General features: G+C 39.0%; 19 protein-coding genes. 9 read left to right on the top strand and 10 right to left on the bottom strand.

Annotated features, from left to right (window positions below):
* Window positions 1-77: 77 nt before the first annotated feature.
* The 4 genes from mltC to pheA are packed head-to-tail and all read right to left on the bottom strand — an operon-like array spanning window position 78 to window position 3,711.
* On the bottom strand, window positions 78-1,151 hold the full coding sequence (gene mltC / locus DES39_RS09255; RefSeq protein WP_121145505.1) for a membrane-bound lytic murein transglycosylase MltC: 1,074 nt from the start codon (window positions 1,149-1,151) through the stop codon (window positions 78-80).
* A gap of 24 nt (window positions 1,152-1,175) precedes the next feature.
* Window positions 1,176-1,445 carry an oxidative damage protection protein gene (locus tag DES39_RS09250; RefSeq protein WP_121145504.1) on the bottom strand — a complete coding sequence of 90 codons (270 nt, stop codon included), beginning with the start codon at window positions 1,443-1,445 and terminating at the stop codon, window positions 1,176-1,178.
* Between the two features lie 47 nt (window positions 1,446-1,492).
* A complete protein-coding gene (gene mutY, locus DES39_RS09245; RefSeq protein ID WP_121145503.1) occupies window positions 1,493-2,548 on the bottom strand; it encodes an A/G-specific adenine glycosylase in 1,056 nt (351 codons plus the stop codon).
* 20 nt (window positions 2,549-2,568) lie between these two features.
* A complete protein-coding gene (gene pheA, locus DES39_RS09240; RefSeq protein WP_121145502.1) occupies window positions 2,569-3,711 on the bottom strand; it encodes a bifunctional chorismate mutase/prephenate dehydratase in 1,143 nt (380 codons plus the stop codon).
* 237 nt (window positions 3,712-3,948) lie between these two features.
* Between pheA and mutM the strand changes: the two genes are divergently transcribed.
* Window positions 3,949-4,758 carry a bifunctional DNA-formamidopyrimidine glycosylase/DNA-(apurinic or apyrimidinic site) lyase gene (mutM, locus tag DES39_RS09235; RefSeq protein ID WP_121145501.1) on the top strand — a complete coding sequence of 270 codons (810 nt, stop codon included), beginning with the start codon at window positions 3,949-3,951 and terminating at the stop codon, window positions 4,756-4,758.
* A 128-nt stretch (window positions 4,759-4,886) separates the two neighbouring features.
* Window positions 4,887-8,771 carry a phosphoribosylformylglycinamidine synthase gene (gene purL / locus DES39_RS09230; protein ID WP_121145500.1) on the top strand — a complete coding sequence of 1,295 codons (3,885 nt, stop codon included), beginning with the start codon at window positions 4,887-4,889 and terminating at the stop codon, window positions 8,769-8,771.
* 64 nt (window positions 8,772-8,835) lie between these two features.
* On the opposite strand, the gene pflA is transcribed toward purL, so the two are convergent.
* From pflA to focA, 3 genes are all read right to left on the bottom strand, one after another.
* On the bottom strand, window positions 8,836-9,615 hold the full coding sequence (gene pflA / locus DES39_RS09225) for a pyruvate formate lyase 1-activating protein (RefSeq protein WP_121145499.1): 780 nt from the start codon (window positions 9,613-9,615) through the stop codon (window positions 8,836-8,838).
* A 106-nt stretch (window positions 9,616-9,721) separates the two neighbouring features.
* Complete coding sequence (gene pflB / locus DES39_RS09220) at window positions 9,722-12,004, bottom strand: formate C-acetyltransferase (RefSeq protein WP_121145498.1); 2,283 nt, start codon at window positions 12,002-12,004, stop codon at window positions 9,722-9,724.
* A gap of 65 nt (window positions 12,005-12,069) precedes the next feature.
* On the bottom strand, window positions 12,070-12,921 hold the full coding sequence (gene focA, locus DES39_RS09215) for a formate transporter FocA (protein WP_245959598.1): 852 nt from the start codon (window positions 12,919-12,921) through the stop codon (window positions 12,070-12,072).
* 321 nt (window positions 12,922-13,242) lie between these two features.
* Between focA and serS the strand changes: the two genes are divergently transcribed.
* Window positions 13,243-14,535 carry a serine--tRNA ligase gene (gene serS / locus DES39_RS09210; protein WP_121145497.1) on the top strand — a complete coding sequence of 431 codons (1,293 nt, stop codon included), beginning with the start codon at window positions 13,243-13,245 and terminating at the stop codon, window positions 14,533-14,535.
* A gap of 77 nt (window positions 14,536-14,612) precedes the next feature.
* The gene (rarD, locus tag DES39_RS09205) at window positions 14,613-15,509 is read left to right on the top strand and encodes an EamA family transporter RarD (RefSeq protein WP_121145496.1); all 897 of its coding nucleotides are present in this window, start codon (window positions 14,613-14,615) and stop codon (window positions 15,507-15,509) included.
* A 38-nt stretch (window positions 15,510-15,547) separates the two neighbouring features.
* Here rarD and DES39_RS09200 read toward each other — a convergent pair whose 3' ends face one another.
* From DES39_RS09200 to sugE, 3 genes are all read right to left on the bottom strand, one after another.
* Window positions 15,548-16,624: a 3-deoxy-7-phosphoheptulonate synthase gene (locus tag DES39_RS09200; RefSeq protein ID WP_121145495.1), complete on the bottom strand. Its 1,077-nt coding sequence runs from the start codon at window positions 16,622-16,624 to the stop codon at window positions 15,548-15,550.
* Between the two features lie 266 nt (window positions 16,625-16,890).
* On the bottom strand, window positions 16,891-17,244 hold the full coding sequence (locus tag DES39_RS09195; protein WP_121145494.1) for a DMT family protein: 354 nt from the start codon (window positions 17,242-17,244) through the stop codon (window positions 16,891-16,893).
* A gap of 167 nt (window positions 17,245-17,411) precedes the next feature.
* Window positions 17,412-17,729, bottom strand: coding sequence for a quaternary ammonium compound efflux SMR transporter SugE (sugE, locus tag DES39_RS09190; protein ID WP_121145493.1), 318 nt, complete (start codon window positions 17,727-17,729; stop codon window positions 17,412-17,414).
* A 255-nt stretch (window positions 17,730-17,984) separates the two neighbouring features.
* On the opposite strand from sugE, the gene dcd reads away from it, so the two are divergent.
* The 5 genes from dcd (at window position 17,985) to DES39_RS09165 (ending at window position 25,952) form a co-directional block, all read left to right on the top strand.
* Window positions 17,985-18,566 carry a dCTP deaminase gene (gene dcd, locus DES39_RS09185; RefSeq protein ID WP_121145492.1) on the top strand — a complete coding sequence of 194 codons (582 nt, stop codon included), beginning with the start codon at window positions 17,985-17,987 and terminating at the stop codon, window positions 18,564-18,566.
* A 17-nt stretch (window positions 18,567-18,583) separates the two neighbouring features.
* Entirely contained in the window at window positions 18,584-20,503 is a 1,920-nt protein-coding gene (gene asmA, locus DES39_RS09180) for an outer membrane assembly protein AsmA (protein WP_121145491.1), read from the top strand.
* Between the two features lie 245 nt (window positions 20,504-20,748).
* Window positions 20,749-23,439: a DNA topoisomerase (ATP-hydrolyzing) subunit A gene (gene gyrA / locus DES39_RS09175; RefSeq protein ID WP_121145490.1), complete on the top strand. Its 2,691-nt coding sequence runs from the start codon at window positions 20,749-20,751 to the stop codon at window positions 23,437-23,439.
* A gap of 92 nt (window positions 23,440-23,531) precedes the next feature.
* Complete coding sequence (locus DES39_RS09170) at window positions 23,532-24,869, top strand: cation:dicarboxylate symporter family transporter (RefSeq protein ID WP_121145489.1); 1,338 nt, start codon at window positions 23,532-23,534, stop codon at window positions 24,867-24,869.
* A gap of 105 nt (window positions 24,870-24,974) precedes the next feature.
* Window positions 24,975-25,952, top strand: a complete 978-nt coding sequence (locus DES39_RS09165; protein ID WP_121145488.1) for a hypothetical protein — start codon at window positions 24,975-24,977, stop codon at window positions 25,950-25,952.
* The last annotated feature ends 36 nt before the right edge of the window (window positions 25,953-25,988 follow it).

The following is a 25,988-nucleotide window of genomic DNA, read 5'->3' as shown; positions in this document are numbered from 1 at the left end:
CTATTCAATTAGTTATGCATTAAACGGATAATGTTTGTTTCAGTTACTTGGTTAATTATGCGATACCAAAGTCTGAGTTACTTAGTTAGTAGCCGATTAACTTTGATTAAATAATTACGCGACTCTTGTGATACATGTGAAGTCACTAGCTTATTGTAGACCTGCTCAGGCGATAACGAGTTAATCACGTCCACCGCTTTATTTCGATCGCTCGAAAATGTTCTTAATACGCTGCCAGCTCCACCATTATAAGAGGTGATAATGGCATAACGCATGGATATTGGGTTTTTTATGCCAGCAAGATACGAATCACGAATTAACGCTAAATAAGCGGTGCCCATATATATATTATTACGCGGTTCTAATAGATAAGCCCGAGTAGGTTCTCCTTTTTTGCCCCAGCGCTTATAGAGATCTCGACCTGCGGTATGTTGCTGTACTTGCATCAAACCAAGCGCATCACTGCTGCTGACGGCAAATGGGTTAAAGTTTGATTCGACCTCCATTATGGCGAGAATCAATTTTTCATCTACATAGTATTGCGCAGCTGCTTCTTGTACGAGTGGCATGAATTTATGGGCACGTTCGTTTACATGATTCGGCACTAAATTAATGACAATATAACTAATTTTTTGGTTGTCTGATGTGCGAACTTTTACTTGGGTATCGATGAGATACTGAGCGTAATGAACCGCGCGCCATTCCCAACGAATAGGCTGCCCGGTTTCATCGACAATTTGTTTATATAAGAATGGCTCTTTGGTGACATCAATACTTGATTGTGATTGCTTGATGATATCTTCAGGTTCGGACATTAATAATGTTGTGACAATCGCTGATTTTAATGCGGTTGCCGGATCGGATGATAAGGTCTCGATAGTTAGTTTACCGGAAACAAAATTAATATGCGTACGCGTTTGTAAATCATCACTATATTGTACGTAATCTTTTGGCCCGGCAATTAAGACTTCATGAAGTCCCCAAATTTGTTCAATATTATTTGCGTACTGGCTGATGAGAATATTAAAGGCATTGGTATCTTTAACATAGATAGGTGCTTCTTGCGAACTGTCTTTGGAACCACAAGCGTTCAGTAAAGCGGCTAGCGTAATAACTGACAATATTTTGCAACACGTTATCTTTTTACTCATGTAATCGTACACCTAATAATAAAATTAATTTTGTGGCTTATAACCGGCAATCGTGACGTCTTGACCATGAAATAAAAAGTTGACCATTTCTGTTTCAATCTGTTTACGATGTTCGGGATTCATCATATTGAGTTTATGTTCATTAATGAGCATAGTCTGTTTTTTCATCCATTGTGACCAAGCTTCTTTCGATATTTCGGTAAAAATACGTTTACCCAGTTCGCCTGGATAAAGTTGAAAATCAAGACCGGGTGCTTCTTGCTTTAAAAAATGGCAATAGATTATTCTGCTCATAGGATTTTCCTTTTGCTATAACTTATAAAATTATAGCGTAAAAATAATTAGGTCAAAAGCGATGATTGCGCTAGCGTTAATTGTTGTAATAAATTACTTACTGGTGTTGCCAGCCCTATTTTAGGTGGATCGGCTAAGTGATACCAACAACCAGCGGATTCATCTAAGCAAGCGTTATTTTTTATTACCTGCGCATAAATTGGCACAATGTCGAGATGAAAATGGCTAAAGGTATGCTTAAAGGCAATAAGCTGGGTCAACTTGCTACTGGTGATGTTGTGTGTTGCTAGCCATTTTTCAAGATCGTCATAAGACGAAAACTGTGGAAAACAATATAATCCGCCCCAGATTCCCGCTGGTGGGCGTTTTTCGAGCCAAATTTTGCGTTGTTGTTCCAAGATCAAAAAATACGCCGTCTTGGTTGGAATGGTCTGTTTAGGTTTTTTAGTTGGGTAAGCTTGCCAACTGTCTGTTGCATAAGCAATACAGTCTTGTTTCAATGGACAGAGTGAACACTTTGGCTTACTTCGTGTGCAGATGGTTGCGCCAATATCCATCATGGCTTGATTAAATTTCTCCACTCCATTTGCCGGTGTTACTTGCTCTGATAGTTGCCATAATTGATTTTCAATGGTTTTATTGCCCGGCCAACCTTCAACAGCAAAATAACGCGTTAGTACGCGTTTTACATTGCCGTCGAGTATGGCAAAATGCTGTTTTTGCGATAATGATAAAATCGCTCCAGCGGTTGAGCGGCCAATACCGGGTAAACTTAATACATCATCGAATTTGGTGGGAAATACGCCAGCAAATTTTTCAGCAACGGTTTGCGCGGTTTTGTGCAAGTTACGCGCTCGGGCATAATAACCTAGGCCTGTCCACAAATGTAATACATCATCAACCGGTGCTTTAGCTAAATCAACGACGGTTGGGAATCGCTCAATAAAGCGCGTGAAGTAGGGTATGACTGTGACCACTTGAGTTTGCTGAAGCATCACTTCAGATAGCCAAACATGGTAAGGTGTTTTTTCAAGCTGCCAAGGCAGTGTTTTACGACCAAATTGGTCATACCACGCAATTACACGATCAGAAAAAGTTGTCATCGCCGCTCTTAATTATTGCGTTAAAAGACACTATCACTTGGATAACAGCCTAGCACTTTTAAAAATAGCGTAATAGAGGAAAGCTCCTTTAAGGCTTGTTGCATCTTGACGGTCTCAAGGTTGCCTTGCATGTCGATATAGAACATTTCTTCCCAAGGATTACCATGAATCGGCCGCGACTCAAGCTTAGTCATGACGATATCATGATTACGTAAAATTAGCAGTGCATCGACTAAGGCACCGGCTTGTTGACCTGTTTTCATTAGAATCGTGGTTTTTGCTGGTATTTGGTCAGATACTTCAACGGCTTTACGCGCCAAAATAATGAAACGCGTAATGTTCTCTTTTTGGTTGGCAAAATTATGTTCTAAGACCTGTAAGCCATAAAGTTCACCGCCGTCTTTATTACCAATCGCGGCAACATTCGGCTGATTGCGCTTTGCAACGGTATCCATCGCTGAAGATGTACTATCGCAGTAGACAATTTTCCAATTTGGGTAATTGGCTAAAAAGTTAGTGCATTGTTGGAATGGCTGTGGATGGCTATAGACAGTATCAATGGTTGCTAATGTTGCTTCTTCATTAGCTAAAATACAGTGATCAATTGGTAATGATAATTCACCAATAATATGTAAATTGGTTTTTTGTAATAAGTCATACACTTCATTAATTGAACCCGAACTGGTATTTTCAATTGGCAAAACCCCATAATCCACGCTACCATTCTCGACTTGGTCAAAGATATCTTTGAAATTTGAGCAGCTTGATTCGATAATCTGATCAAAATGATGCGCAGCATAACGACGAGTTGCTGAGTGAGAATATGAACCAATCGGCCCAAGAAAGGCAATGTTAGCTGACTTGATGGTATTGTGATTAAGGTTTTCTTGTAAAATACGTTGCTGTAGTCGCACGGAATCTTCAATAATGATTTGATACAGACGCTTAATGAAGATTTCATCAAGATGATAGTCTTTACCTTTCTCAATTAACGTTTTAATTAAGATGCGTTCGCGTTCAAGATCGCGAACAGGAATATTGGCTTTGATTTTAGTATTAACAACTTCGGTGGAGAGTTCACGGCGCTGAACAAGTAATTCAAGCAGTTGCTTATCTAATGCAGTAATTTTATCTCGTAAAGGGAGTAATGGATTTGTTGTCATAGTAATTTTGCTAAAATAAAATCATGCTGCATTATATACCAATAATTGACAAGCCGTTATAAAAGTTTATCTAAAACAGCATGATCAAAAATTTGATGCCATTTTTACCGATTCAATTGTGTGATCAGCATGATTATTGCGCACCATAATGGCACAACAAATCAACGATTCTCGCTATTGCTCTGTATTGAGTTATGTTACGATAACTTCATTATTATTGATAATTGAGTTGTTGCTATGCCAGAACTTCCAGAGGTTGAAACCAGCCGATTAGGTATTCTTCCATACCTTAAAGATCAAACTATTGCGGCTTTAGTCATTCGCCAGCCAAAACTCCGTTGGCCGATTGATCCTGATATTGAGTTAGCTAAGGGACAACGTATTATTGATGTTAAACGTCGGGCTAAATATTTGTTGCTACAATTGGAACACGGCTGGATTGTGATTCACTTGGGTATGTCAGGAAGTCTACGTATTTTACTTGAGGATACGCCAGCACAGAAGCATGAACACGTTGATTTGGTGTTAGACAATGGCGTGATATTACGTTATACCGATCCTCGGCGCTTTGGGGCATGGTTATGGACGCCGTTTTTAGAGTGGTTACCACAGCTGAAAAAACTTGGACCCGAGCCGCTTACAGACGAGTTTAATGCCGAGTATTTGCATCAGCAAATAGCCAATAAAAAAGTGCCGATAAAAACCTTGATTATGGATAACCATATTGTCGTTGGTGTCGGTAATATTTATGCCAGTGAATCGTTATTTATGGCGAAAATTCTACCGATGCGCATTGCCAGCACGCTCACACAAGATGAAGTAACATTATTAGTTGCAGCAATTAAACGTGTGCTTGAACAATCGATAAAACAAGGCGGCACAACGTTAAAAGACTTCTTACAGACAGATGGTAAGCCGGGTTATTTTGTGCAGCAATTACAGGTATATGGGCGAGCACAGCACTTATGTTTCACTTGTCATACGCCGATCTGCTCACAAAAAATCGCGCAACGAAACACATTTTATTGCCAGAATTGCCAGAAATAGCGTATTTCATCGATTAAAGCGAAAAAAATGAAAGGCAAGATAGATTAAAAGATTGGGTGAATTGATGTTATAGTATTCGCCTAATTTTAGTGTTCCTGAATTTAATCTTGCCTAAAAAGAGAACTGTTATGGAAATTTTGCGTGGGTCGCCTGCATTATCTGCATTTCGTATTAATAAGTTACTTGCCCTTTGTCATGAAAAAAACCTTCCTATCAAATCCATTTATTCTGAGTACGTTCATTTTGTTGATTTAGCTAACCCGCTTACTACCAAGGCACATTCAACATTGAATTCGCTATTGCAATATGGCCCTAAGGCTGATCAGCAAAAAGTATGTGGCCAATTATTTTTAGTGATTCCCAGAGCGGGCACAATTTCGCCTTGGTCATCGAAAGCAACGGATATTGCTCATAATTGTGGCTTAACGCAGATTTCGCGCATCGAACGCGGCATTGCGTATTACGTTGATTGCCAAGCATTATCCACAGCACAGCAACATAGCTTTATGGACTTAATACACGATCGAATGATGGAAAGTGTCTGTCATGATTTCACACAAGCGCAAGCGCTTTTCACGCATCAATCCCCCCAACCATTAAAGATGATTGATGTTTTAGTGAAAGGGCGGGCGGCGTTAGAGCAAGCTAATATTGAACTTGGGCTAGCACTAGCTGCTGATGAGATTGATTATTTACTTGATAATTTTAATCGTTTAAAGCGTAATCCAAGTGATGTTGAATTGTACATGTTTGCTCAAGCGAACTCCGAGCATTGCCGGCACAAAATTTTCAATGCAGATTGGATTGTTGATGGTCAAGTACAGCCTAAATCGCTGTTTAACATGATCAAAAATACCTTCGCAACAACCCCTGACTATGTTTCCTCTGCTTATAAAGATAACGCGGCTGTCATGGATGGTTCAATTGTTGGCCGGTTTTATCCGAGTCATGATGGCAAGCAATACGGCTTTCATCAAACGTACGCCGATATTTTAATGAAGGTCGAAACACATAACCATCCCACCGCGATTTCACCTTGGCCAGGCGCTGCAACCGGGAGTGGCGGCGAGATTCGTGATGAAGGCGCAACAGGCCGCGGCGCAAAACCGAAAGCGGGTTTAGTCGGGTTTTCTGTCTCGAATTTACGCATTCCTGGCTTTGAACAGCCATGGGAACACGATTTTGGTAAACCCGATCGCATTGTGTCTGCACTCGATATTATGCTTGATGGTCCACTCGGTGGCGCTGCTTTTAATAATGAATTTGGCCGACCTGCGCTATTAGGGTATTTCCGTACCTATGAAGAACAAGTGAATAGCCATAATGGTTTAGAGTTGCGCGGTTATCATAAACCGATCATGCTGGCCGGTGGTATTGGAAATATTAACCGACAACATATTAAAAAAGGTGAATTTCCTGCCGGTTCAAAATTAATTGTGCTTGGCGGGCCATCGATGAATATAGGCTTAGGTGGTGGGGCGGCTTCGTCAATGACCTCAGGTCAATCTGATGCGGATTTAGACTTTGCATCGGTACAACGCGATAACCCTGAAATGGAAAGGCGTTGCCAAGAGGTGATCGACCGCTGCTGGCAACTGGGTGATGATAATCCTATTTTATTCATTCACGATGTAGGTGCGGGCGGATTATCAAATGCCATGCCTGAACTGGTAAGTGATGGCGGCTGTGGTGGGCAATTTGAGCTGCGCAAAATCTTAAATGATGAGCCGGGCATGTCACCGCTCGAAATTTGGTGCAATGAATCACAAGAACGCTATGTTCTTGCTGTCGCGCCAGAAAGTTTACCAGTTTTTGATGCGTTATGCCGACGTGAACGTGCTCCGTACGCGGTTATTGGTGAGGCAACCAAGAAAAAAGAGTTAGTTTTACATGACACTCACTTTGACAATAATCCCATTGAGTTACCGCTTGATGTGTTATTAGGTAAAACCCCTAAAATGCTGCGCGACGTTAAATCGCAACAAGCCAATGGTGAACCATTTAATGCGGCTAAGATTGATTTAAATGAAGCCATTAATCTTGTCCTGCATTTGCCAGCGGTTGCTGAAAAAACGTTTTTAATTACGATCGGAGATCGCTCGGTGTCGGCCATGGTGAGCCGAGATCAAATGGTTGGGCCATGGCAAATCCCCGTCGCTGATTGCGCTGTTACAACCGCTAGTTTAGATAGTTACTATGGTGAGGCAATGTCGATTGGTGAAAGAGCGCCGGTTGCTTTGCTTGACTTCGCCGCCTCAGCAAGACTTGCTGTCGGCGAGGCTCTGACCAATATCAGCGCGACGGCTATCGGTGATATTAAACGGATTAAATTATCGGCTAATTGGATGGCTGCTGCGGGCCATCCAGGTGAAGATGCTGGGCTTTATGCGGCAGTGAAAGCGATTGGCGAAGAGCTCTGTCCTGCGCTTGGGCTTGCTATCCCGGTTGGTAAAGATTCCATGTCGATGAAAACAACTTGGCAACAAGATGGTAAAACACAAGCAATGACCGCTCCTTTATCGGTGGTGATATCCGCTTTTGCCCGGGTTGAAGATGTACGTAAAACGGTCACACCAGAATTACAGATAGAACCAAACCGTTTATTATTGATTGATTTAGGTTGTGGCAAAACGTCACTTGGTGCAACGGCACTAGCTCAGGTATATCGTCATTTGGGTAATGATTGTGCTGATGTACGTGATGTAAACGTGCTAGCAAATTTTTATCATGCGATGCAGCAACTAATTGAAAAACAACAAATCTTAGCTTATCACGATCGCTCCGATGGTGGGCTAATTGTAACCTTGCTCGAAATGGCTTTTGCTGGGCATTGTGGCCTTGAGCTAAATTCCGCGTTATTTGAACATGATCTCATTGCCAGTTTATTTACCGAAGAGCTTGGTGCGGTGATTGAGGTGAAAGAAACGGAGCTGAAAGCGGTACTGGATTGTTTGACTCAGTTTAATCTCATTGAGCATGTGCATGAGTTAGGCTGTGCGGTAGCGGGTAATGAGATTGTGATTCGACATGATGATAAAATTCTTTATCAGCAAACACGCAGTATATTACGAACTTGGTGGGCTGAAACCACATGGCAAATGCAAAGGATACGTGATAACCCGCTATGTGCCGATCAAGAGCATCATGGTAAACAAATCGACGAGGATCCGGGTTTAAATGTGCATTTAACTTTTGAGCCCAGCCAAGATATTGCAGCACCTTATATTGCGAGCGGACGTAAACCAAAAATCGCGATTTTACGTGAACAAGGTGTTAATTCACATGTTGAAATGGCGGCTGCTTTCTATCGGGCTGGTTTCGATGCATTTGATGTGCATATGACTGACTTGTTAGCTGGGCAAACTCAGCTGAGCAGCTTTAATGCGTTAGTGGCATGCGGCGGGTTTTCTTATGGTGACGTACTGGGTGCGGGTGAGGGCTGGGCGAAGTCTATTTTATTCAACCAACGTGTACGCGATGAGTTTGAGGCATTTTTCCACCGCGATAATACGTTATCACTTGGGGTGTGCAACGGCTGCCAGATGATGTCAAATCTGAAAGATTTGATTCCAGGTGCAGATTTATGGCCACGCTTTGTACGCAATTTGTCCGAACGCTTTGAGGCGCGCTTTAGTTTAGTTCAGATTGAGCAAAGTCCGTCATTATTATTTGATGGTATGGTGGGATCACATATGCCAATTGCCGTCTCTCATGGTGAAGGGCGAGTTGAGTTAAAAGATGAAGGCCATTTAGCGAACTTAGAAACATCAACACTCATTGCCATGCGCTATGTTGATAATTATGGCCGAGTTACCCAAACCTATCCAAATAATCCTAATGGTTCCCCTAATGGTATTACCGCGGTGACAACACAAGATGGCAGAGCAACGATTATGATGCCTCATCCCGAGCGAGTATTTAGAACGGTCAGTCATTCATGGCATCCTCATAATTGGGGAGAAGATAGTCCATGGATGCGGATTTTCCGTAATGCTCGTAAACAGTTAGGGTAACATCATGGGAAAATTGGGACGAAATTTGTCCCAATTTTGTAATAGCGAGTGCGATAGAGGGAAACTATTTACTAAAAGTCACTTCGTGGCCGTAGCTTTGGATAATGCCTTGGATACGATCCATCGTTTCACGAGACGGTGGTTCAACGCCTTCTAGCATATATTTATCACCTAACGTTGCCCACTTATATGCGCCCATTTTATGATAAGGTAGCATTTCAACTTTTTCAATATTGTTCATACCTTGAATAAATTGACCTAATTGATGTGCTGAAGCATCATCGTCAGACCAGCCCGGTACAACAACATAACGAATCCAGGTGCGTTTATTGATTTTTTGCAGGTATTGTGCAAATTCTAAAACGCGTTTATTGGAAACACCGACTAGTTTTTGATGAATATCATCATTAATCTGTTTTAGGTCAAGCATGACTAAATCAGTGTGTTCCATTAATGCTTCAATAGTATGATCAATGGAACGCGCATAACCATTAGTATCTAAGCAAGTACCGATACCTTCGGCGCGGCAAGCCCTAAACCACTCAGTGACAAATTCAGCTTGTAAAATTGCTTCACCGCCCGATGCTGTTACGCCACCACCATTGGGGATGATAAAATGTTTATAAGTAACAATTTCTTTCATGAGTTCTTCAACTGTCACTTCTCGGCCTGCTTTAAGATCCCAGGTATCACGATTGTGACAATACAAACAACGCATTAAGCAGCCTTGAAAAAACACAATAAAGCGGATACCAGGTCCATCAACAGTCCCGAAAGATTCAAACGAATGAATTCGTCCTTTTACTGTTTCTTCTTGGGTAGTCATAATAATTTCTTGATTCATGAACATTCTCTATCGATTGCGACACAATATTTATGATTATTATCGATTTAATCTGATTAAAAATAAAGGCCCCTACCGGAGCCTTTATCGAGTTTAATTACTGATATTACATTGATTGTGTAAATGTACGAGTAATAACGTCTTTTTGTTGCTCTTTAGTTAAAGAGTTAAAACGTACCGCATAACCAGAAACACGAATCGTTAATTGCGGGTATTTTTCTGGGTGTTCCATTGCATCAAGTAATGTTTCACGGTTTAACACGTTAACATTTAGATGTTGACCACCTTCAACGGTTGCTTCATGGTGGAAATAACCATCCATTAAACCAGCAAGGTTACGCTTACGTGCATCATCATCTTTACCTAATGCGTTTGGTACGATAGAGAAAGTATAAGAAATACCGTCTTTAGCGTAAGCAAATGGTAGTTTTGCAACTGATGTTAATGATGCAACCGCACCTTTTTGATCGCGGCCATGCATTGGGTTCGCACCGGGTCCAAATGGCGCGCCAGCACGACGACCGTCAGGCGTGTTACCTGTTTTCTTACCGTATACAACGTTTGAAGTTATGGTTAATACTGATTGTGTTGGAACTGCATTACGATAAGTTTTTAGTTTTTGAATTTTCTTCATAAAACGTTCAACTAAATCAACAGCGATATCATCAACACGTGGATCATTATTACCAAATTGTGGGTATTCACCTTCGATTGCAAAGTCAGTTGCAATACCATCTTCATCACGAATTGCTTTTACTTTCGCATATTTAATTGCTGAAAGTGAGTCAGCTGCAACAGAAAGACCTGCGATACCACATGCCATTGTACGCACGATATCTCGGTCGTGTAATGCCATTAGTGATGCTTCATAGCTGTATCGGTCATGCATGTAATGGATTGCATTCAATGCCGTGACGTATTGTTTTGCTAACCAATCCATGAAGTGATCAAGTGAATTGAACACTTTATCAAAATCTAAGTACTCATCAGTAATACGTTCCATTTTTGGACCGACTTGTGCTTTAGATTTTTCATCAACACCACCGTTAATTGCATAAAGTAGTGTTTTAGCAAGGTTGGCACGTGCACCGAAGAATTGCATCATTTTACCGACGATCATCGGGCTTACGCAACATGCGATTGCATAGTCATCGTTGTTAAAATCAGGACGCATTAAGTCATCATTTTCGTACTGTAATGATGAGGTATCAATTGATACTTTCGCCGAGTAGTTTTTGAATCCTTGTGGTAATTGTTCTGACCAAAGGATAGTCATATTCGGCTCTGGTGATGGTCCCATGGTGTAAAGCGTATTTAAGAAACGGAAAGAGGTTTTAGTAACCAAAGTACGTCCGTCTACACCCATACCTGCTAAAGATTCTGTTGCCCAAATTGGGTCGCCAGAGAATAATTCATCATATTCAGGCGTACGTAAGAAACGAACCATACGTAATTTCATAACGAAATGGTCAACAATTTCTTGTGCATCTTTTTCAGTGATAAGACCTGCTGCAAGATCACGTGCGAAGTAGATATCAAAGAAAGTCGAAGTACGACCTAATGACATTGCTGCACCATTTTGTGATTTAACTGCGGCTAGGTAACCAAAATAAGTCCATTGAACGGCTTCTTGAGCTGTTTTTGCTGGGCCTGAAATGTCACAACCGTATTTTGCAGCCATTTCTTTGATTTGTGCTAATGCACGGTGTTGTTCTGCGATCTCTTCACGACGTTGCATTGTCATTTGTAGATCAACACCATTTTCAAAATCTTCTTGTAGTGAATTGAACTGAGCTAATTTATCATTCATTAAGAAGTCGATACCATAGAGTGCTACTCGGCGGTAGTCACCAATAATACGACCACGACCGTATGCGTCAGGAAGACCAGTGATAACCCCTGATTTACGGCAACGAAGAATATCTGGTGTATAAATGTCGAAAACACCTTGGTTATGTGTTTTACGGTATTCAGTAAAGATTTTTTTTACTAATGGATCAAGTTCACGATTATAAGCTTTACATGAACCTTCGATCATTTTGATCCCACCAAACGGAATAAGAGCACGTTTTAATGGTTTTTCTGTTTGTAAGCCAACAATTTTTTCTAAATCTTTCTCAATATAACCTGCATCATGGGCAGTAATTGTTGAGATAACACTGGTATCAAAATCAACAGGGGCATGCGTTGAGTTTTCAACTTTAATGCCGTCCATTACTTTGTCCCAAAGTTTAGTCGTCGCATCAGTTGCGCCAGCTAAAAATGACTCATCGCCCTCATAAGGGGTATAGTTTTTCTGGATGAAATCACGAACATTGACAGCATTCTGCCAATCGCCATCTTTAAAGCCTTTCCAAGCCTGTGCTTGTACTTCGTTTAAGTTACTCATATTTGTTACCTCAGATTTACGAAAACTTTATTTCCCTATAGTATATAAGGGATAATAATTAAAAATCAATGGGCTTTACGTAAATAAAGTCCCCAGTAAGATAGCGCAACGGCTAGCCCACCTAAAATGTTACCGATTGTCACGGGAATTAAATTGTTGATCAAAAAGTGCTCAATAGTGATGTTTGAAAAAGCATTTGGCGATAAATGGATTGATTGCCAAAATTCCGGTGTCGCAAAGTTATTAATGATAATTCCCATTGGGATCATAAACATGTTAGCGATACTATGTTCAAAGCCGCTTGCAACGAACATGGCAACGGGTAGAATCATAATGAGCATTTTGTCTAATAATGAGCGTCCGGCATAACTTAACCAAACAGCAAGGCAAACCATCAAGTTTGCTAAAAAGCCAAGGCAAACTGCTTCAATAAACCCATGATGGAGTTTATGGTCAGCGGTTTGTAATACGTTCAATCCCCATTGCCCATTGGCTGCGGTGTATTGACCTGAAAACCAGATAACTGCAACAAAGAAAATGGCGCCAATAAAGTTACCAAAATAGACAGCTAACCAGTTGCGTAGCATTTTATACCAACTGACTTTATGGGTCATTTTAGGGAGTATTGTCAATACGGTAGAGGTAAAAAGGTCCGCGCCACAACACACGACGAGCATTAACCCTAATGAGAAACAGATACCGCCTACTAATTTAACAAGGCCATATGGTGCGCCAGCTGCCCCCGTTGTTGCAGTGATGTAAAAAACGAAAGCGATAGAAATGAATACACCAGCTAGAATGGCTGAAAAGAGTGTTGTATAGGGGTGTTTATTTACTTTATAGTTTCCAATCTCTTCTGCAAGTGCAGTCATTTGTGCGGGAGATAAGGAATCAACAATTTTATTGTCGGTACTCAAACTAACGTCCTCAAAAAACCATGCTTTTATGAGGGGAATAGTATACTCAAAATTTATGCCAGATCACTCTTTTTTTTAACAAAATAACAAATGATTATTTTTATTTAGCTTTTGTTATGAATTTTACGAAAAATTGATTCTGTTTATATTTAGATATGATAATGCTTTGTTATTTTGATAATTTTATTTTTCTGCTTGATTAACTTTATATTAACGATAATTGTGCGATTTGATTTTATTCAGTCCTGTACGATAGATAAAAATGGCGTATAATAATGAGAAATTTTATATTGTTAACAATAAAAAAATAGGTCATTAATTATGTTAGATCCTAATTTACTTCGCACTGAGTTGGAACTCGTTGCCCAAAAACTATTACGTCGTGGGTTTAAACTAGATGTAGAAACAATTCGTCAACTCGAAGAAAAACGTAAAGTTTTACAAGTTGAAACTGAAAGTCTGCAAGCGGAACGAAATGCTCGCTCTAAATCGATTGGTGAGGCTAAAGCACGCGGAGAAGATATCGCGTTAGTGCGCGAGGAAGTGAATAAATTAGGTGAAAAATTAGATTCGGCTAAAAAACAGTTAGACGAACTTTTACTGCAAATTAAAGATATTTATGCAGCGATTCCTAATATTCCTGACGATAATGTACCCGATGGTAAAGATGAAGCTGACAATGTGGAAATTTCAAAATGGGGCACGCCACGCACATTTGATTTTCCAATTCAAGATCACGTGGCACTCGGTGAAAAAATTGATGGTTTAGATTTTGCTGCAGCGGTGAAACTAACAGGTGCGCGTTTTGTCGTAATGAAAGGACAAACGGCACGTTTACACCGCGCCTTGGCTCAGTTTATGCTTGATTTGCATACGCAAGAACATGGTTATACCGAGATGTATGTGCCATATTTAGTTAATCAAGCAACGTTATTTGGCACCGGTCAATTACCAAAATTTGGTAAAGATCTATTCCATACTAAGCCGCTAGAAGAAGACGCCGATTCAAGCAACTATGGCTTAATTCCAACTGCCGAGGTGCCTGTCACGAATTTAGTGCGAGATACCATTTTGGATGAAGATGCACTACCATTAAAAATGACTGCGCATACACCATGTTTCCGCTCAGAAGCCGGTTCATATGGTAAAGATACTCGTGGTTTAATTCGTATGCATCAGTTTGATAAAGTCGAGTTGGTACAAATTGTCAAACCAGAGCAGTCAATGCAAGCGTTAGAAGAATTAACGGCAAATGCTGAAAAAGTGTTGCAGTTACTTCAGTTACCTTATCGTAAGATTGTGCTTTGCACGGGCGATATGGGCTTTGGCTCACGTAAAACGTATGACTTAGAAGTATGGGTTCCGGCGCAAGATACTTATCGTGAGATCTCTTCTTGCTCAAATATGTGGGATTTCCAAGCTCGTCGTATGCAGGCTCGTTACCGTAGTAAGGCTGATAATAAAGTGCAGTTAGTCCATACCTTAAACGGTTCTGGCTTGGCAGTAGGACGTACATTGGTCGCAATTATGGAAAATTACCAACAAGCCGATGGGCGTATTAAAGTTCCTGCGGTGCTTATTCCTTACATGAATGGCGCAGAATATATTGGCTAATTATTGGCTGTATTAAAATAACGTTAACGGTTAGGGTTAACGTTATTTTTTTATTAAAAAGCTATTGAGAATCGAATATGTACAAAGGTATATTACTATCATTAAGTGCATCTTGCCTTTTTGGATTAGTCTATTATTATCCTGTATTTTTAAAACCGCTGTCGATTATTGATATATTTTGCTGGCGTTTATTAATGTCATTTCCGGCGATCATGCTGCTCGTTTGTATTGAAAAACAGTGGCGCGCTATTATTGATTTATTTCAGCGTATCCGCCAGCAACCTCTTTTTCTACTTGCACTGATTTTTTCTTCTTTATTACTTTCTATCCAAATGTTGATTTTTGTATGGGCACCATTAAGTGGCAAAGCATTATCGACGTCGTTAGGCTATTTTATGTTACCGCTGACCATGGTGATTTGTGGGCGCGTATTTTATAAAGAGCGTTTTAGTTTTTTACAGAAAATAGCAGTCGTGTTAGCTTTTGTTGGCGTGGCATTGGAAGTTTATATCACCGGGGCTTTCTCTTGGGAAACCGCCGTGATTTGTCTGGGGTATCCAATCTATTTTATGTTTAGGCGTTATATGAATATTGATGGTATTGCTGGTACGTTTTCAGACTTCTTTTTTGTCGCATTAGGCTGCCTTTGTTATTTTGTTATTCAATACGATATGCACAAAATTAGTGATGATGTTGTGCATTTCCATATCTTTATTCCGTTACTAGGAATTATAACGGCCATTGCGTTTGCTGCTTATTTTTCTGCCAGTCGACTATTGCCATTGGGCATTTTTGGCTTGCTAGGCTATGTTGAGCCGATTTTATTAGCTATTGTCTCGATTTTCTTTTTACATGAAAGCATCTCTTCTGAGCATATTATTTCTTACGGCTTGATATGGGGCGCGGTGTGCGTGTTAATTTTAGAAGGCCTTGTTTATACGATTCGAAATTTTAAATATAAGCGCATAAAATAACCCCTCATAAGAGGGGGTAGTTAGTGCTGAATATCGCTTTAGTTTGTTTGTTGGCGTTTGAGTAGATGGGTTGCTAGCTGCTGATCCATTTTTCTTAATAGCTGTTCGGTCGTTTGCCAATCAATACAGGCATCAGTCACGGACACGCCGTATTTCATCTCTTTTGGTGGTAAATCTGATGATTGATTACCTTCACATAAATTACTTTCGATCATCACACCAATAATTGAATTATTGCCGTTTTGGATTTGTGCAATAATTGACTCGGCAACTAAAGGCTGACGCCGATAGTCTTTATTTGAATTACCATGACTACAATCAATCATTAAGTTAGCTGTTAATCCTGATTTTGCCATTTGCGCTTCACATGACTTCACATTATCAGCATCAAAGTTTGGTGTTTTACCTCCGCGTAAAATGACATGGCCGTGTGGATTACCGTCAGTTTGCAAGACACTGACTTGTCCTTTTTGGTTTACACCGACAAAACGATGTGACATGGAGGCTGATTTCATTGCGTTAATTGCGACATCCAAATTGCCGTCAGTACCATTTTTAAAACCAACGGGCATTGAGAGCCCTGATGCCATTTCTCGGTGGGTTTGGGATTCGGTGGTTCTTGCCCCAATCGCTGACCAACTGATTAAATCACCAATGTATTGCGGCGTGTTTGGATCTAATGCTTCAGTGGCAATCGGTAAACCTATGCGTGTAATATCTAATAAAAGCTGGCGCGCTTTTTTAAGGCCATGCTCGATATCAAATGAACTGTCCATATGAGGATCATTAATTAACCCTTTCCAGCCAACGGTAGTACGTGGTTTTTCAAAGTAAACTCGCATCACAATAAATAAGTGGTCACTCACTTCGTCAGCGAGATGCTTAAGTTTATGAGCATACTCAATCGCTGATTTTGGATCGTGTACCGAACATGGTCCACAAACCACCAGTAAACGCGGATCTTTGCGTTCTAAAATGTTAACAATATGTTCTCTTGAACTAGCAATTTGGTTTTGGAGGTCTTGTTCTAACGGCAGAAGGGTTTTAATCTCATCGGGTGTGATAAGTTGTTGTTCGTTTTTAATGCGAACATTATTAAGTTTATCTTTCAACATGTATTCACCTTTACGTTATTCTATTTTTCTCAAATTAATATAAGTGTAAAATTAAATTTACAAAGTATCTATTGTTATGTAAACATATATTTAGGTAATAGTAAATAAAATGTTGGGTTCATTATGGTATTATATTGACTGTAAATTTAATGATACACCTAGCGTTTTTACAGGATGATAGGAACATGAAAGCCACTTATAAAATAATTGGTTTTCATTAGCAACGATTAAAAATGACGAGAATGAAATGGGCAAAATAATCAAGGTTAATTCATGATTTTATCGCGAAACATAAAAAATACTGCGCCGAGTAAGCATAAACCCGCCCAAATGTAATCGAGTTTGAAAGGTTCTTTTAAAACAAATAATGAAAAAGGAATAAAAACACTTAAACTGAGCACTTCTTGAATGATTTTAAGTTGTCCAGCTGAGGCGACATCATAACCAATTCTGTTGGCTGGTACTTGCAGTAAATATTCAAATAAAGCAATTCCCCAGCTAACTAAAGCGGCAACAATCCATGTTTTGTCATGAAAATATTTTAAATGCCCATACCAGGCAAATGTCATAAAAATATTGCTGAGAGTGAGCATGCCAATAGTAATAAAAATAGGATTCATGTTAAAAATACCGATAAGAGAAGGGTTAGATGATAATTGTGATTAAGATCATACATTCAATAATCCCGTTCGCATCAATAGCAGAAGCTGACCGGAATTATTGACGTTTTATTGGTTAATTATTTTGCACTTAAATAATACTAAAGTCGATACTCGTTACTAAAAAATCAACTCGATGTTAATTTTAAACCGATCACACCAATAATGACGAGCGCTAAGCAAATTAGTCGTATCGGCGCCATCGACTCATTAAAAACAAAAATACCAATTAAGGTTGCGCCAATAATACCAATACTGGTCCAAACGGCATAAGCGGTTCCCATCGGTAGCGATTTAATCGCTTGGGCGAGTAGCACAAAGCTACATATCATCGTGAGTATTGTCACAATACTAGGTGTTAAGCGAGTAAATCCATGGCTATATTTTAAACTAATTACCCAAATTATTTCAAAAATACCTGCAATTATCAGATAGATCCAGGCCATATTGTATATCCTTAATATCAAGAGTAAGGGTCGTCCCTTAGAAATAATGAAACTTAGTTAGGTCGTCCTACTAAGTTAAAGAAATGAATGCATCGAATGAATGAGTATTGATACTCATGTCAACGATTATACTATAGGGAAAATAGTAATTAAAAGCTATAATGCCTATGATAGTAATAAAATCTATTTATCAAACAAGCCATTGCCTGCTAAAATAGATTTATTATGGATTAACTATTGCTTGGGGCTAAGCAAATGAGATTATGTGATCGTGATATTGAGGCATATTTAGCAGAAGGGAAGCTAAAAATAACGCCACAACCGGCTACAAGCAGCATCAATGGTGCAACGGTTGATGTTAGACTGGGTAATCAATTTCGAACATTTCGTGAACACACAGCGGCTTATATTGATTTGAGTGGGCCAAAAGAAGCGGTGTCAGCTTCGCTTGAACGTGTAATGAGTGATGAAATTGTGCTAACTGATGATGAGGTTTTCTATCTTCATCCCGGTGAGCTTGCTTTAGCGGTGACATTAGAATCAGTGATGATTCCTGACAATTTGATTGGATGGCTTGATGGTCGATCATCGCTGGCAAGACTTGGCTTAATGGTACACGTTACAGCTCATCGTATTGATCCCGGTTGGGAAGGACAGATCGTATTAGAGTTTTATAATTCAGGCAAACTGCCGTTAGCACTTCGGCCTGGAATGACAATTGGTGCATTAAGTTTTGAAGTATTAAGTGGACCTGCTGCAAGGCCTTATAATCGTAGGCAAGATGCTAAGTATAAAGGCCAACAAGGCGCTGTTGCTAGTCGTATTGACAAAGATTAATAGAAGGAATTTAGCTCATGATTAAGAAAATATTGCTGACATTATTGATTTTGATCGTACTGATTGTTGCTGGAATTATCTCGCTCGTCGTCTTTGTTGATCCGAATAATTTTAGAGGATTTATTTCAAGCACAGTTAAAGAACAAACCGGATATGAATTAAGAATTGATGGTGACTTGCGTTGGCATATTTGGCCACAAATCAGTATTTTAACCGATTCGGTTCGTTTAGAAGATCAAGGCGCGAAAAAACCGATTTTAACCGCCGATAATATGCGACTTGATGTTGAATTATTACCGCTTTTTTCGAAAGAGTTAGTGGTTAAAAATGTGTTAGTCAAATCAGCCGTTATTAATATTACTGATGAGAGCAAAGGGAGTGTTGCTAAAGGTAATAAATCAACTACGACAGTTAATCAAACTCAAACAGATAAACCGAAAGAAACAAGCGGTTCGGGATGGCGTTTTGCGCTAAATAAACTTGATATTGTTGATAGTACTATTGTCTATCAGCAAGAAAAAGATCTGATTAGTTTTAGAGATATCAATATTGCTATCGAGCAAAAGGATAGTAAAAATATTAGCTTGGATTTGTCAGGCAGTGTCAATCGTGATCAACAAGATTTACGCTATACATTAAGCGCTGATGCGAATTTGGCTAATTTTCCACAAGCAGCACAAATTGATTTACATCAATTGACCTATAACTATAAAGGTGTTGGTGTACCAACAGGACAGTTGAAAGGTGAGGTTAAGGCTACTTTTAATTATCAACAATCACCATTTACGTTAGATAGTCAAGATTTTAATATTACGGTAAATGGTAATTCAATTAACGGTAAGCTTAAAGCGAATTTAGAGCAAAAACCTTATTTTGAGGCATTATTGACTGCCGATAAATTTGATCTCACGCCATTTTTAACGTCTAGCCCTCAAAGTCAACAAACGGATGTGACCAAGTCGACACAAAGTCAACCGGTTGTGGCCAATAAAGCGGCTAGTGGTAATGAACTTGCATTTTTACAAACATTTAATGCAAAATTCAACCTTAGTATCAATCAAGTAATCGCAGATAAGGTCATCATTAATAATTTTGTGATTGATGCAAATAACCAAAATGGTGTTGCGACGCTAAATAAAGTTAATTTAGATATTGCAAAAGGGCATGTAACTGCAAATGGAAGTGCTAATGGCAATCAAACTAAAGCGTTAGTTAAGCTTGCAACTCAAGCATCAAATATCGATTTAAGTGTACTATTGGGGCAATTGGCATTAGCTGATAGCCTAGTTGGGCAGCTTAACGTTGACGGTAACATTGCGATGAACACCATTAACCCAGAAAAAATTATGGGTGCTTTGACCGGTGACTTGGCGGTTAAAGTCAATAACGCAAGATTGGAAAATCTTAATATTCAGCGCATTATTCAAAATGCAGTATCACAATACTCCAAAACCGCGGTCACCGAGGAACAATACCAAAAATACACTGAATTACACGAAATTAGTGCGGATGCTTCATTTGCTGATGGTGATATGAATTTATCTTCAATTAAGGCTCTGTCTGCGACGCTTGATGTAACAGGTAGTGGTCGAGTTGGTCTGACTAAACAAGATCTCGATGTTAATTTAGCTGTGAAAATCTTAAGCGGTTGGAATGGGGATAGCAAAACGATTCAAAAACTACAACAAATGGCAATTCCATTGCGTATTTATGGCCCTTTTACCCAATTACATTATCGTGTTGAGGCGGATAAAATTATCAAGGATGTTTTAAGCAATAAGCTACAAAATGAAATTGATAAATTAAAAGGTCGTTTAGGAAATAACGAACAAACTAGTACTGATGAACAATCAAATACGACTGATACGGATAAAACTCAGGATGAAAAACCTAAAGCTAAAGAGTTATTAGGGAATTTCTTGAATAAAATTAAATAAACTTATGGTTTGATTAATTTTCTATAAAAAGCGTCATTATTCTGACGCTTTTTTATTACTAAAATACCATCAGTTGCCATCTTGCTATCACTCATAGACGAATTAATTTTTGGATTGCGCTTTGATATTCAAAAGATTAGGCATAACAGTAATTTATTTCAATTTTCACTGACTAATATGCCAGTTTTATGGTATCATTTAGCATATATTTTTGTTTATATTTTATCGAGTGAGAAAGTGGTTTTATGACCGATTTATCTAAAGTTGAACTTGCCAGAGAAATTACACCTGTTGATATCGAGGAAGAACTAAAAACATCTTATCTTGACTATGCGATGTCAGTTATTGTTGGCCGAGCCCTACCTGATGTTCGCGATGGACTCAAACCCGTACATCGTCGTGTACTTTTTGCAATGAATGTATTAGGGAATGATTGGAATAAGGCGTATAAAAAATCCGCTCGTGTAGTCGGGGACGTTATCGGTAAATATCATCCCCATGGTGATACGGCGGTTTATGACACGATTGTACGAATGGCCCAGCCATTCTCATTACGCTACATGTTAGTTGATGGGCAAGGTAACTTTGGTTCGGTCGATGGCGATTCAGCAGCAGCTATGCGTTATACCGAAATTCGTATGTCTAAAATTGCGCATGAATTATTAGCTGATCTTGAAAAAGAGACGGTTAACTTTGTGCCAAACTATGATGGTACTGAGCAGATTCCTGATGTTTTACCAACTAAAATTCCAGCATTATTAGTTAATGGTTCATCGGGTATTGCTGTTGGTATGGCAACGAATATTCCGCCTCATAATTTAGGTGAAGTTATCAATGGCTGTCTGGCGTTTATTGAAGATGACACTATCACCGTTGATGGATTAATGCAGCACATTCCCGGTCCTGACTTTCCGACAGCGGCTATGATTAATGGTCGAAAAGGAATTGAAGATGCTTATAAAACCGGTCGCGGTAAAGTGTATATCCGCTCTAAGGCCGAAGTTCAGGTCGATGAAAAAACGGGACGTGAAACAATTATTGTGCATGAACTACCTTATCAAGTTAATAAAGCAAGACTTATTGAAAAAATTGCTGAACTGGTTAAAGATAAAAAAGTAGAAGGCATTTCAGCATTGCGCGATGAATCAGATAAAGATGGTATGCGTATTGTCATCGAAATTAAACGTGATGCAGTGGGTGAAGTGGTTTTAAACAACTTATATTCCTTAACGCAACTACAAGTTACGTTTGGTATGAATATGGTCGCGCTACATAAAGGTCAGCCAAAACTGTTAACTCTACGTGATATGATTGAAGCGTTTGTGTTGCATCGTCGAGAAGTCGTAACGCGTCGTACGATTTATGAACTGCGTAAAGCGCGTGAACGCGCTCATGTTCTAGAGGGCTTGGCGATTGCGCTTGCTAATATTGATCCAATAATTGAGCTCATTCGAGCGGCCTCAACGCCAGCAGAAGCGAAAGTTAAATTACTTGAACGTGCATGGCAATTAGGTAACGTGGCATCAATGCTTGAAAAAGCCGGTAATGATGCTGCAAGACCAGAAGATTTAGCACCTGAATTGGGTATTCGCGATGGTCATTACTACTTATCTGAAGCACAAGCACAGGCTATTTTAGAGCTACGTTTACATCGCCTAACTGGACTTGAGCATGAGAAAATCATTGATGAATATAAAGAGTTATTAGTCCAAATCGCTGAATTATTACATATTCTTGCAAGTCCTGAACGTTTGATGGAAGTGATTCGTGAAGAACTCGAAAATATCAAAGCGCAATTCCAAGATGCAAGGCGAACCGAAATTACCGCAAGTACAGCGGATATTAATATTGAAGATTTAATTGCACAAGAAGACGTTGTTGTCACTTTATCTCATCAAGGCTATGTCAAATATCAACCATTATCTGATTACGAAGCGCAAAGACGCGGTGGCAAAGGTAAATCCGCAACTAAAATTAAAGAAGAAGATTTTGTTGAAAAACTGTTAGTGGCCAATACCCATGATACGATTTTGTGTTTCTCAAGTCGTGGTCGTTTATACTGGATGAAGGTCTATCAATTACCAGAGGCAAGCCGTGGGGCAAGAGGTCGTCCAATTATTAATTTATTACCGCTTGAAGCTAATGAGCGAATTACGGCGATTTTACCAGTTAAAGAATTTGATGATGAACATTGTGTCTTTATGGCAACGGCTCAAGGCACGGTTAAGAAAACATCACTGATTGAATTTAGTCGTCCGCGTAGTGGTGGGATTATTGCGATTAATTTACGCGATGATGATGAACTTATCGGTGTGGATTTAACGAACAACGAGCATTTTGATTCAGTTGATGATGAAGAGCTAAATGATGATGTGATTATTGATGATGTTGATTGCGAAGAGGGTGATCTAAACGAACTTTCAAGTAGTGAAGATATCATGTTATTCTCTGCAAATGGTAAAGTCGTTCGATTCCCGGCCAATAAAGTCCGTAGTATGGGGCGAACAGCTGCCGGTGTCCGAGGTATTAAGCTAGAAAATGAGGATAAAGTTGTGTCATTGATCGTTCCTCGCGGTCAAGGAGCTATTTTAACCGCAACCCAAAATGGTTATGGTAAACGTACTGAACAGGCTTCTTATCCAACCAAATCACGTGCAACAAAAGGGGTGATTTCGATTAAAGTCAGTGAAAGAAATGGCTTAGTGGTTGGCGCTGTTCAAGTTGATGCAAATGATCAAATTATGCTGATAACGGATGCGGGAACTTTGGTTAGAACACGTGTTTCTGAGGTCAGTATTGTGGGTCGTAATACTCAGGGAGTGACGTTGATTCGTACTGCTGAAAATGAAAAAGTCGTTGGATTGCAACGTATTGCTGAAACTGAAGATGAATTTGATAGTGAGGATGTTGTTTCACCTATTTCATCTGATGAGTAATATTGCTTTATCCACAAAGGATTAGATTACACTAATCCTTTTTTTTTGTTAGACATAAGGTTTATATTGGTTTAATAATTATAGGAAGAAATATGTCATTTATTTTACGAAAATTAAGTCGAAGTTTAGCCTGGCAAATTCTGTTTGCCCTGGTATTAGGGATTGGAGTGGGTGCCATGCTGCATACTATATCTGTTGAGTCTCATCCTTACTATTCCTACTATAAATTTTGCATTGTGAATATTTTTCAACCAGCAGGAGATATTTTTATTCGTTTAATTAAAATGATCGTACTACCGATTATTTTAAGTACCTTAACACTTGGTATTGCAGGACTGGGTGGATCAAAACGTTTAGGTACATTGGGGTTTAAAACAATACTCTATTTTGAAGTGATTACGACGATTGCAATTTTGATCGGCTTAGCGTTTGGTTTTCTGTTTAGTCCTGGTGAGCATGTAAACTTAACGCAATTGGGGCATGCTGATGTGACCAAATACATCAGTCAAAGTGCAGAATTAAGCGACAAACCTCATGGCTTAATTGTGATGATTTTGGATATGATCCCTGCGAATATCTTCAAAGCGATGAGTGATGGCTCTATTTTACCGGTGATCTTTTTTTGTGTCTTTTTTGGCTTAGGTTTAATGCAGTTACCAAACACACAACGTGAACCATTTTTGGATTTTCTCAAAGTGGTATCAGATACGATGTTTAAAGTGACCAATATTATTATGCGCTATGCGCCAATTGGTGTTTTTGCGTTAATGACTGTAACCATTGCACGTTATGGCTTTGAATCACTCATTCCATTATTAAAATTAGTTGGCCTTGTTTATCTGGCAATGATTGTATTTACCATTGGTGTATTAGGGCTAGTGTGTAAAATGTGTCGTTTTAATATCTTTATGCTGTTACGTATTTTGAAAGAAGAACTGATTATTGCTTTCTCTACAGCAAGTTCTGAAACCGCATTACCAAGAATTATTGAGAAAATGGAAGCTTATGGCGCGCCAAAAGCGATCACCAGTTTTGTTATTCCAACTGGTTATTCATTTAATCTTGATGGTTCAACGCTGTATCAAAGTATTACGGTTATTTTCTTGGCACAATTATTTGGTATGGATCTCTCGATTATCGATGCGATTATCATTATTGTGACGTTGATGATTGCATCTAAAGGGATTGCTGGTGTGCCAGGTGCGTCAATTTTAGTGTTATCAGCTACACTAGGTAGTGTGGGGATTCCTTTAGAAGGCATTGGCTACATTATGGGTGTTGAGCGTATTTTGGATATGGGACGCACTGTTGTAAATGTGGTTGGTAATGCATTAGCGGCGATTGTAATTGCCCGTTGGGAAGGCATGTTTGACGATAATAAAGCCCGTGAATATGAGCGAAAATATATTTATGGAGATGAGCAGTTGTAAAGTAACTTGTTAGAATTGATTTTTGATTATTGTCCAGTTGTGGCTTACAAGTTGCAATTGGATTTTTTTATATGACATGAAAAATATTCATTATAAGGCTATGATATGGAAAACAATGTTCAATATAAAACTCGGTGGACGTGGGCAGATCTGGTTAGCAGTTATCAATTCTGGGGATTGATTTTATTTTCTTTTTTTATCGCTACATCTTCCGGTTACACCTTACATTATTTGATGATGTATACAAAAATGTCTTTATTCCAATATAGTAATGGTGATTTGGGTTTAGCCATTAATTTATCATCTTTGGGTTTAATATTTGCTATTATTCTCGGTTGGATAGCAAGCCGATTACAAAGTTATTTTTGTTTATATCTATATGCACTCTTTATTATCATCACTTTAATTATTATTTATTTTTATGTAGAAAACTTGATCATTTTAGCGGTTGCTAGTTTCATTATTAATGCATTAGCGACAGCAATTAGTTTATTAGTGGCAGCAAGTATTGCAAAAGCTGTTGATAAAATGGAGTTTTTTGTTTTAGCTTTTGGATTAATATCTTTAATGGGATATTTGAATAATTTCTTTTCTGCGATATTCTGGCAAGGTATTATGGATAAGTGGATGAATATACATTATGGTATTATTTTTGTGATAGCTTTCATTATTGTGTCTATTCTATTGTTAATTCCTGTTAAAAAAAGTTTATTTTCTGAAGCTCCACCAATTAGACGGTTCTCCAATATGGTAGAAAAAGATCAACATGACTCAATTGCAGTCTTTTTATTATTGGTGTTTATTCCTTTTTATTTTATTTATTGGTGTGTAAGGGCCCATCGTGATATTCGTCATTATAGTCAATCAGCACGATTATTAACGCCTACGGCAGCGGGATGGTGCGCTTTATTAGTCCCATTTGCAATTCCGATCATGTTAGTTAATTTGAGTGATACGATAGACGAGTTCTTTTCACAAAGCCAAAAAAGTAAATGGAGATTCATTTTATTGAGTGTTTTTTTATTACCTTTAGCTATTCTCGTTGTGCAAAATAGGTTGAACCATTTATCAAATCTTAGATAAAACGGAAAAAATAACCGCCAGAAGGCGGTTATTGAT

It is taken from the genome of Orbus hercynius, assembly GCF_003634275.1.
Taxonomy (GTDB): Bacteria; Pseudomonadota; Gammaproteobacteria; order Enterobacterales; family Orbaceae; genus Orbus; species Orbus hercynius.
The sequence above is the reverse complement of the archived record's forward strand: the minus strand, read 5'-3'. Positions and strand labels throughout refer to the sequence as shown.

What these genes read in the sequence shown, in the direction of transcription:
- DES39_RS09200 (WP_121145495.1), bottom strand. Translation starts at nt 16,624, where the DNA reads ATGTTGAAAGATAAACTTAATAATGTTCGCATTAAAAACGAACAACAA.
- dcd (WP_121145492.1), top strand. Translation starts at nt 17,985, where the DNA reads ATGAGATTATGTGATCGTGATATTGAGGCATATTTAGCAGAAGGGAAG.
- DES39_RS09165 (WP_121145488.1), top strand. Translation starts at nt 24,975, where the DNA reads ATGGAAAACAATGTTCAATATAAAACTCGGTGGACGTGGGCAGATCTG.
- DES39_RS09170 (WP_121145489.1), top strand. Translation starts at nt 23,532, where the DNA reads ATGTCATTTATTTTACGAAAATTAAGTCGAAGTTTAGCCTGGCAAATT.
- DES39_RS09250 (WP_121145504.1), bottom strand. Translation starts at nt 1,445, where the DNA reads ATGAGCAGAATAATCTATTGCCATTTTTTAAAGCAAGAAGCACCCGGT.
- pflB (WP_121145498.1), bottom strand. Translation starts at nt 12,004, where the DNA reads ATGAGTAACTTAAACGAAGTACAAGCACAGGCTTGGAAAGGCTTTAAA.
- mutM (WP_121145501.1), top strand. Translation starts at nt 3,949, where the DNA reads ATGCCAGAACTTCCAGAGGTTGAAACCAGCCGATTAGGTATTCTTCCA.
- rarD (WP_121145496.1), top strand. Translation starts at nt 14,613, where the DNA reads ATGTACAAAGGTATATTACTATCATTAAGTGCATCTTGCCTTTTTGGA.
- gyrA (WP_121145490.1), top strand. Translation starts at nt 20,749, where the DNA reads ATGACCGATTTATCTAAAGTTGAACTTGCCAGAGAAATTACACCTGTT.
- serS (WP_121145497.1), top strand. Translation starts at nt 13,243, where the DNA reads ATGTTAGATCCTAATTTACTTCGCACTGAGTTGGAACTCGTTGCCCAA.
- DES39_RS09195 (WP_121145494.1), bottom strand. Translation starts at nt 17,244, where the DNA reads ATGAATCCTATTTTTATTACTATTGGCATGCTCACTCTCAGCAATATT.
- sugE (WP_121145493.1), bottom strand. Translation starts at nt 17,729, where the DNA reads ATGGCCTGGATCTATCTGATAATTGCAGGTATTTTTGAAATAATTTGG.
- asmA (WP_121145491.1), top strand. Translation starts at nt 18,584, where the DNA reads ATGATTAAGAAAATATTGCTGACATTATTGATTTTGATCGTACTGATT.
- mutY (WP_121145503.1), bottom strand. Translation starts at nt 2,548, where the DNA reads ATGACAACTTTTTCTGATCGTGTAATTGCGTGGTATGACCAATTTGGT.
- pflA (WP_121145499.1), bottom strand. Translation starts at nt 9,615, where the DNA reads ATGAATCAAGAAATTATTATGACTACCCAAGAAGAAACAGTAAAAGGA.
- pheA (WP_121145502.1), bottom strand. Translation starts at nt 3,711, where the DNA reads ATGACAACAAATCCATTACTCCCTTTACGAGATAAAATTACTGCATTA.
- mltC (WP_121145505.1), bottom strand. Translation starts at nt 1,151, where the DNA reads ATGAGTAAAAAGATAACGTGTTGCAAAATATTGTCAGTTATTACGCTA.
- purL (WP_121145500.1), top strand. Translation starts at nt 4,887, where the DNA reads ATGGAAATTTTGCGTGGGTCGCCTGCATTATCTGCATTTCGTATTAAT.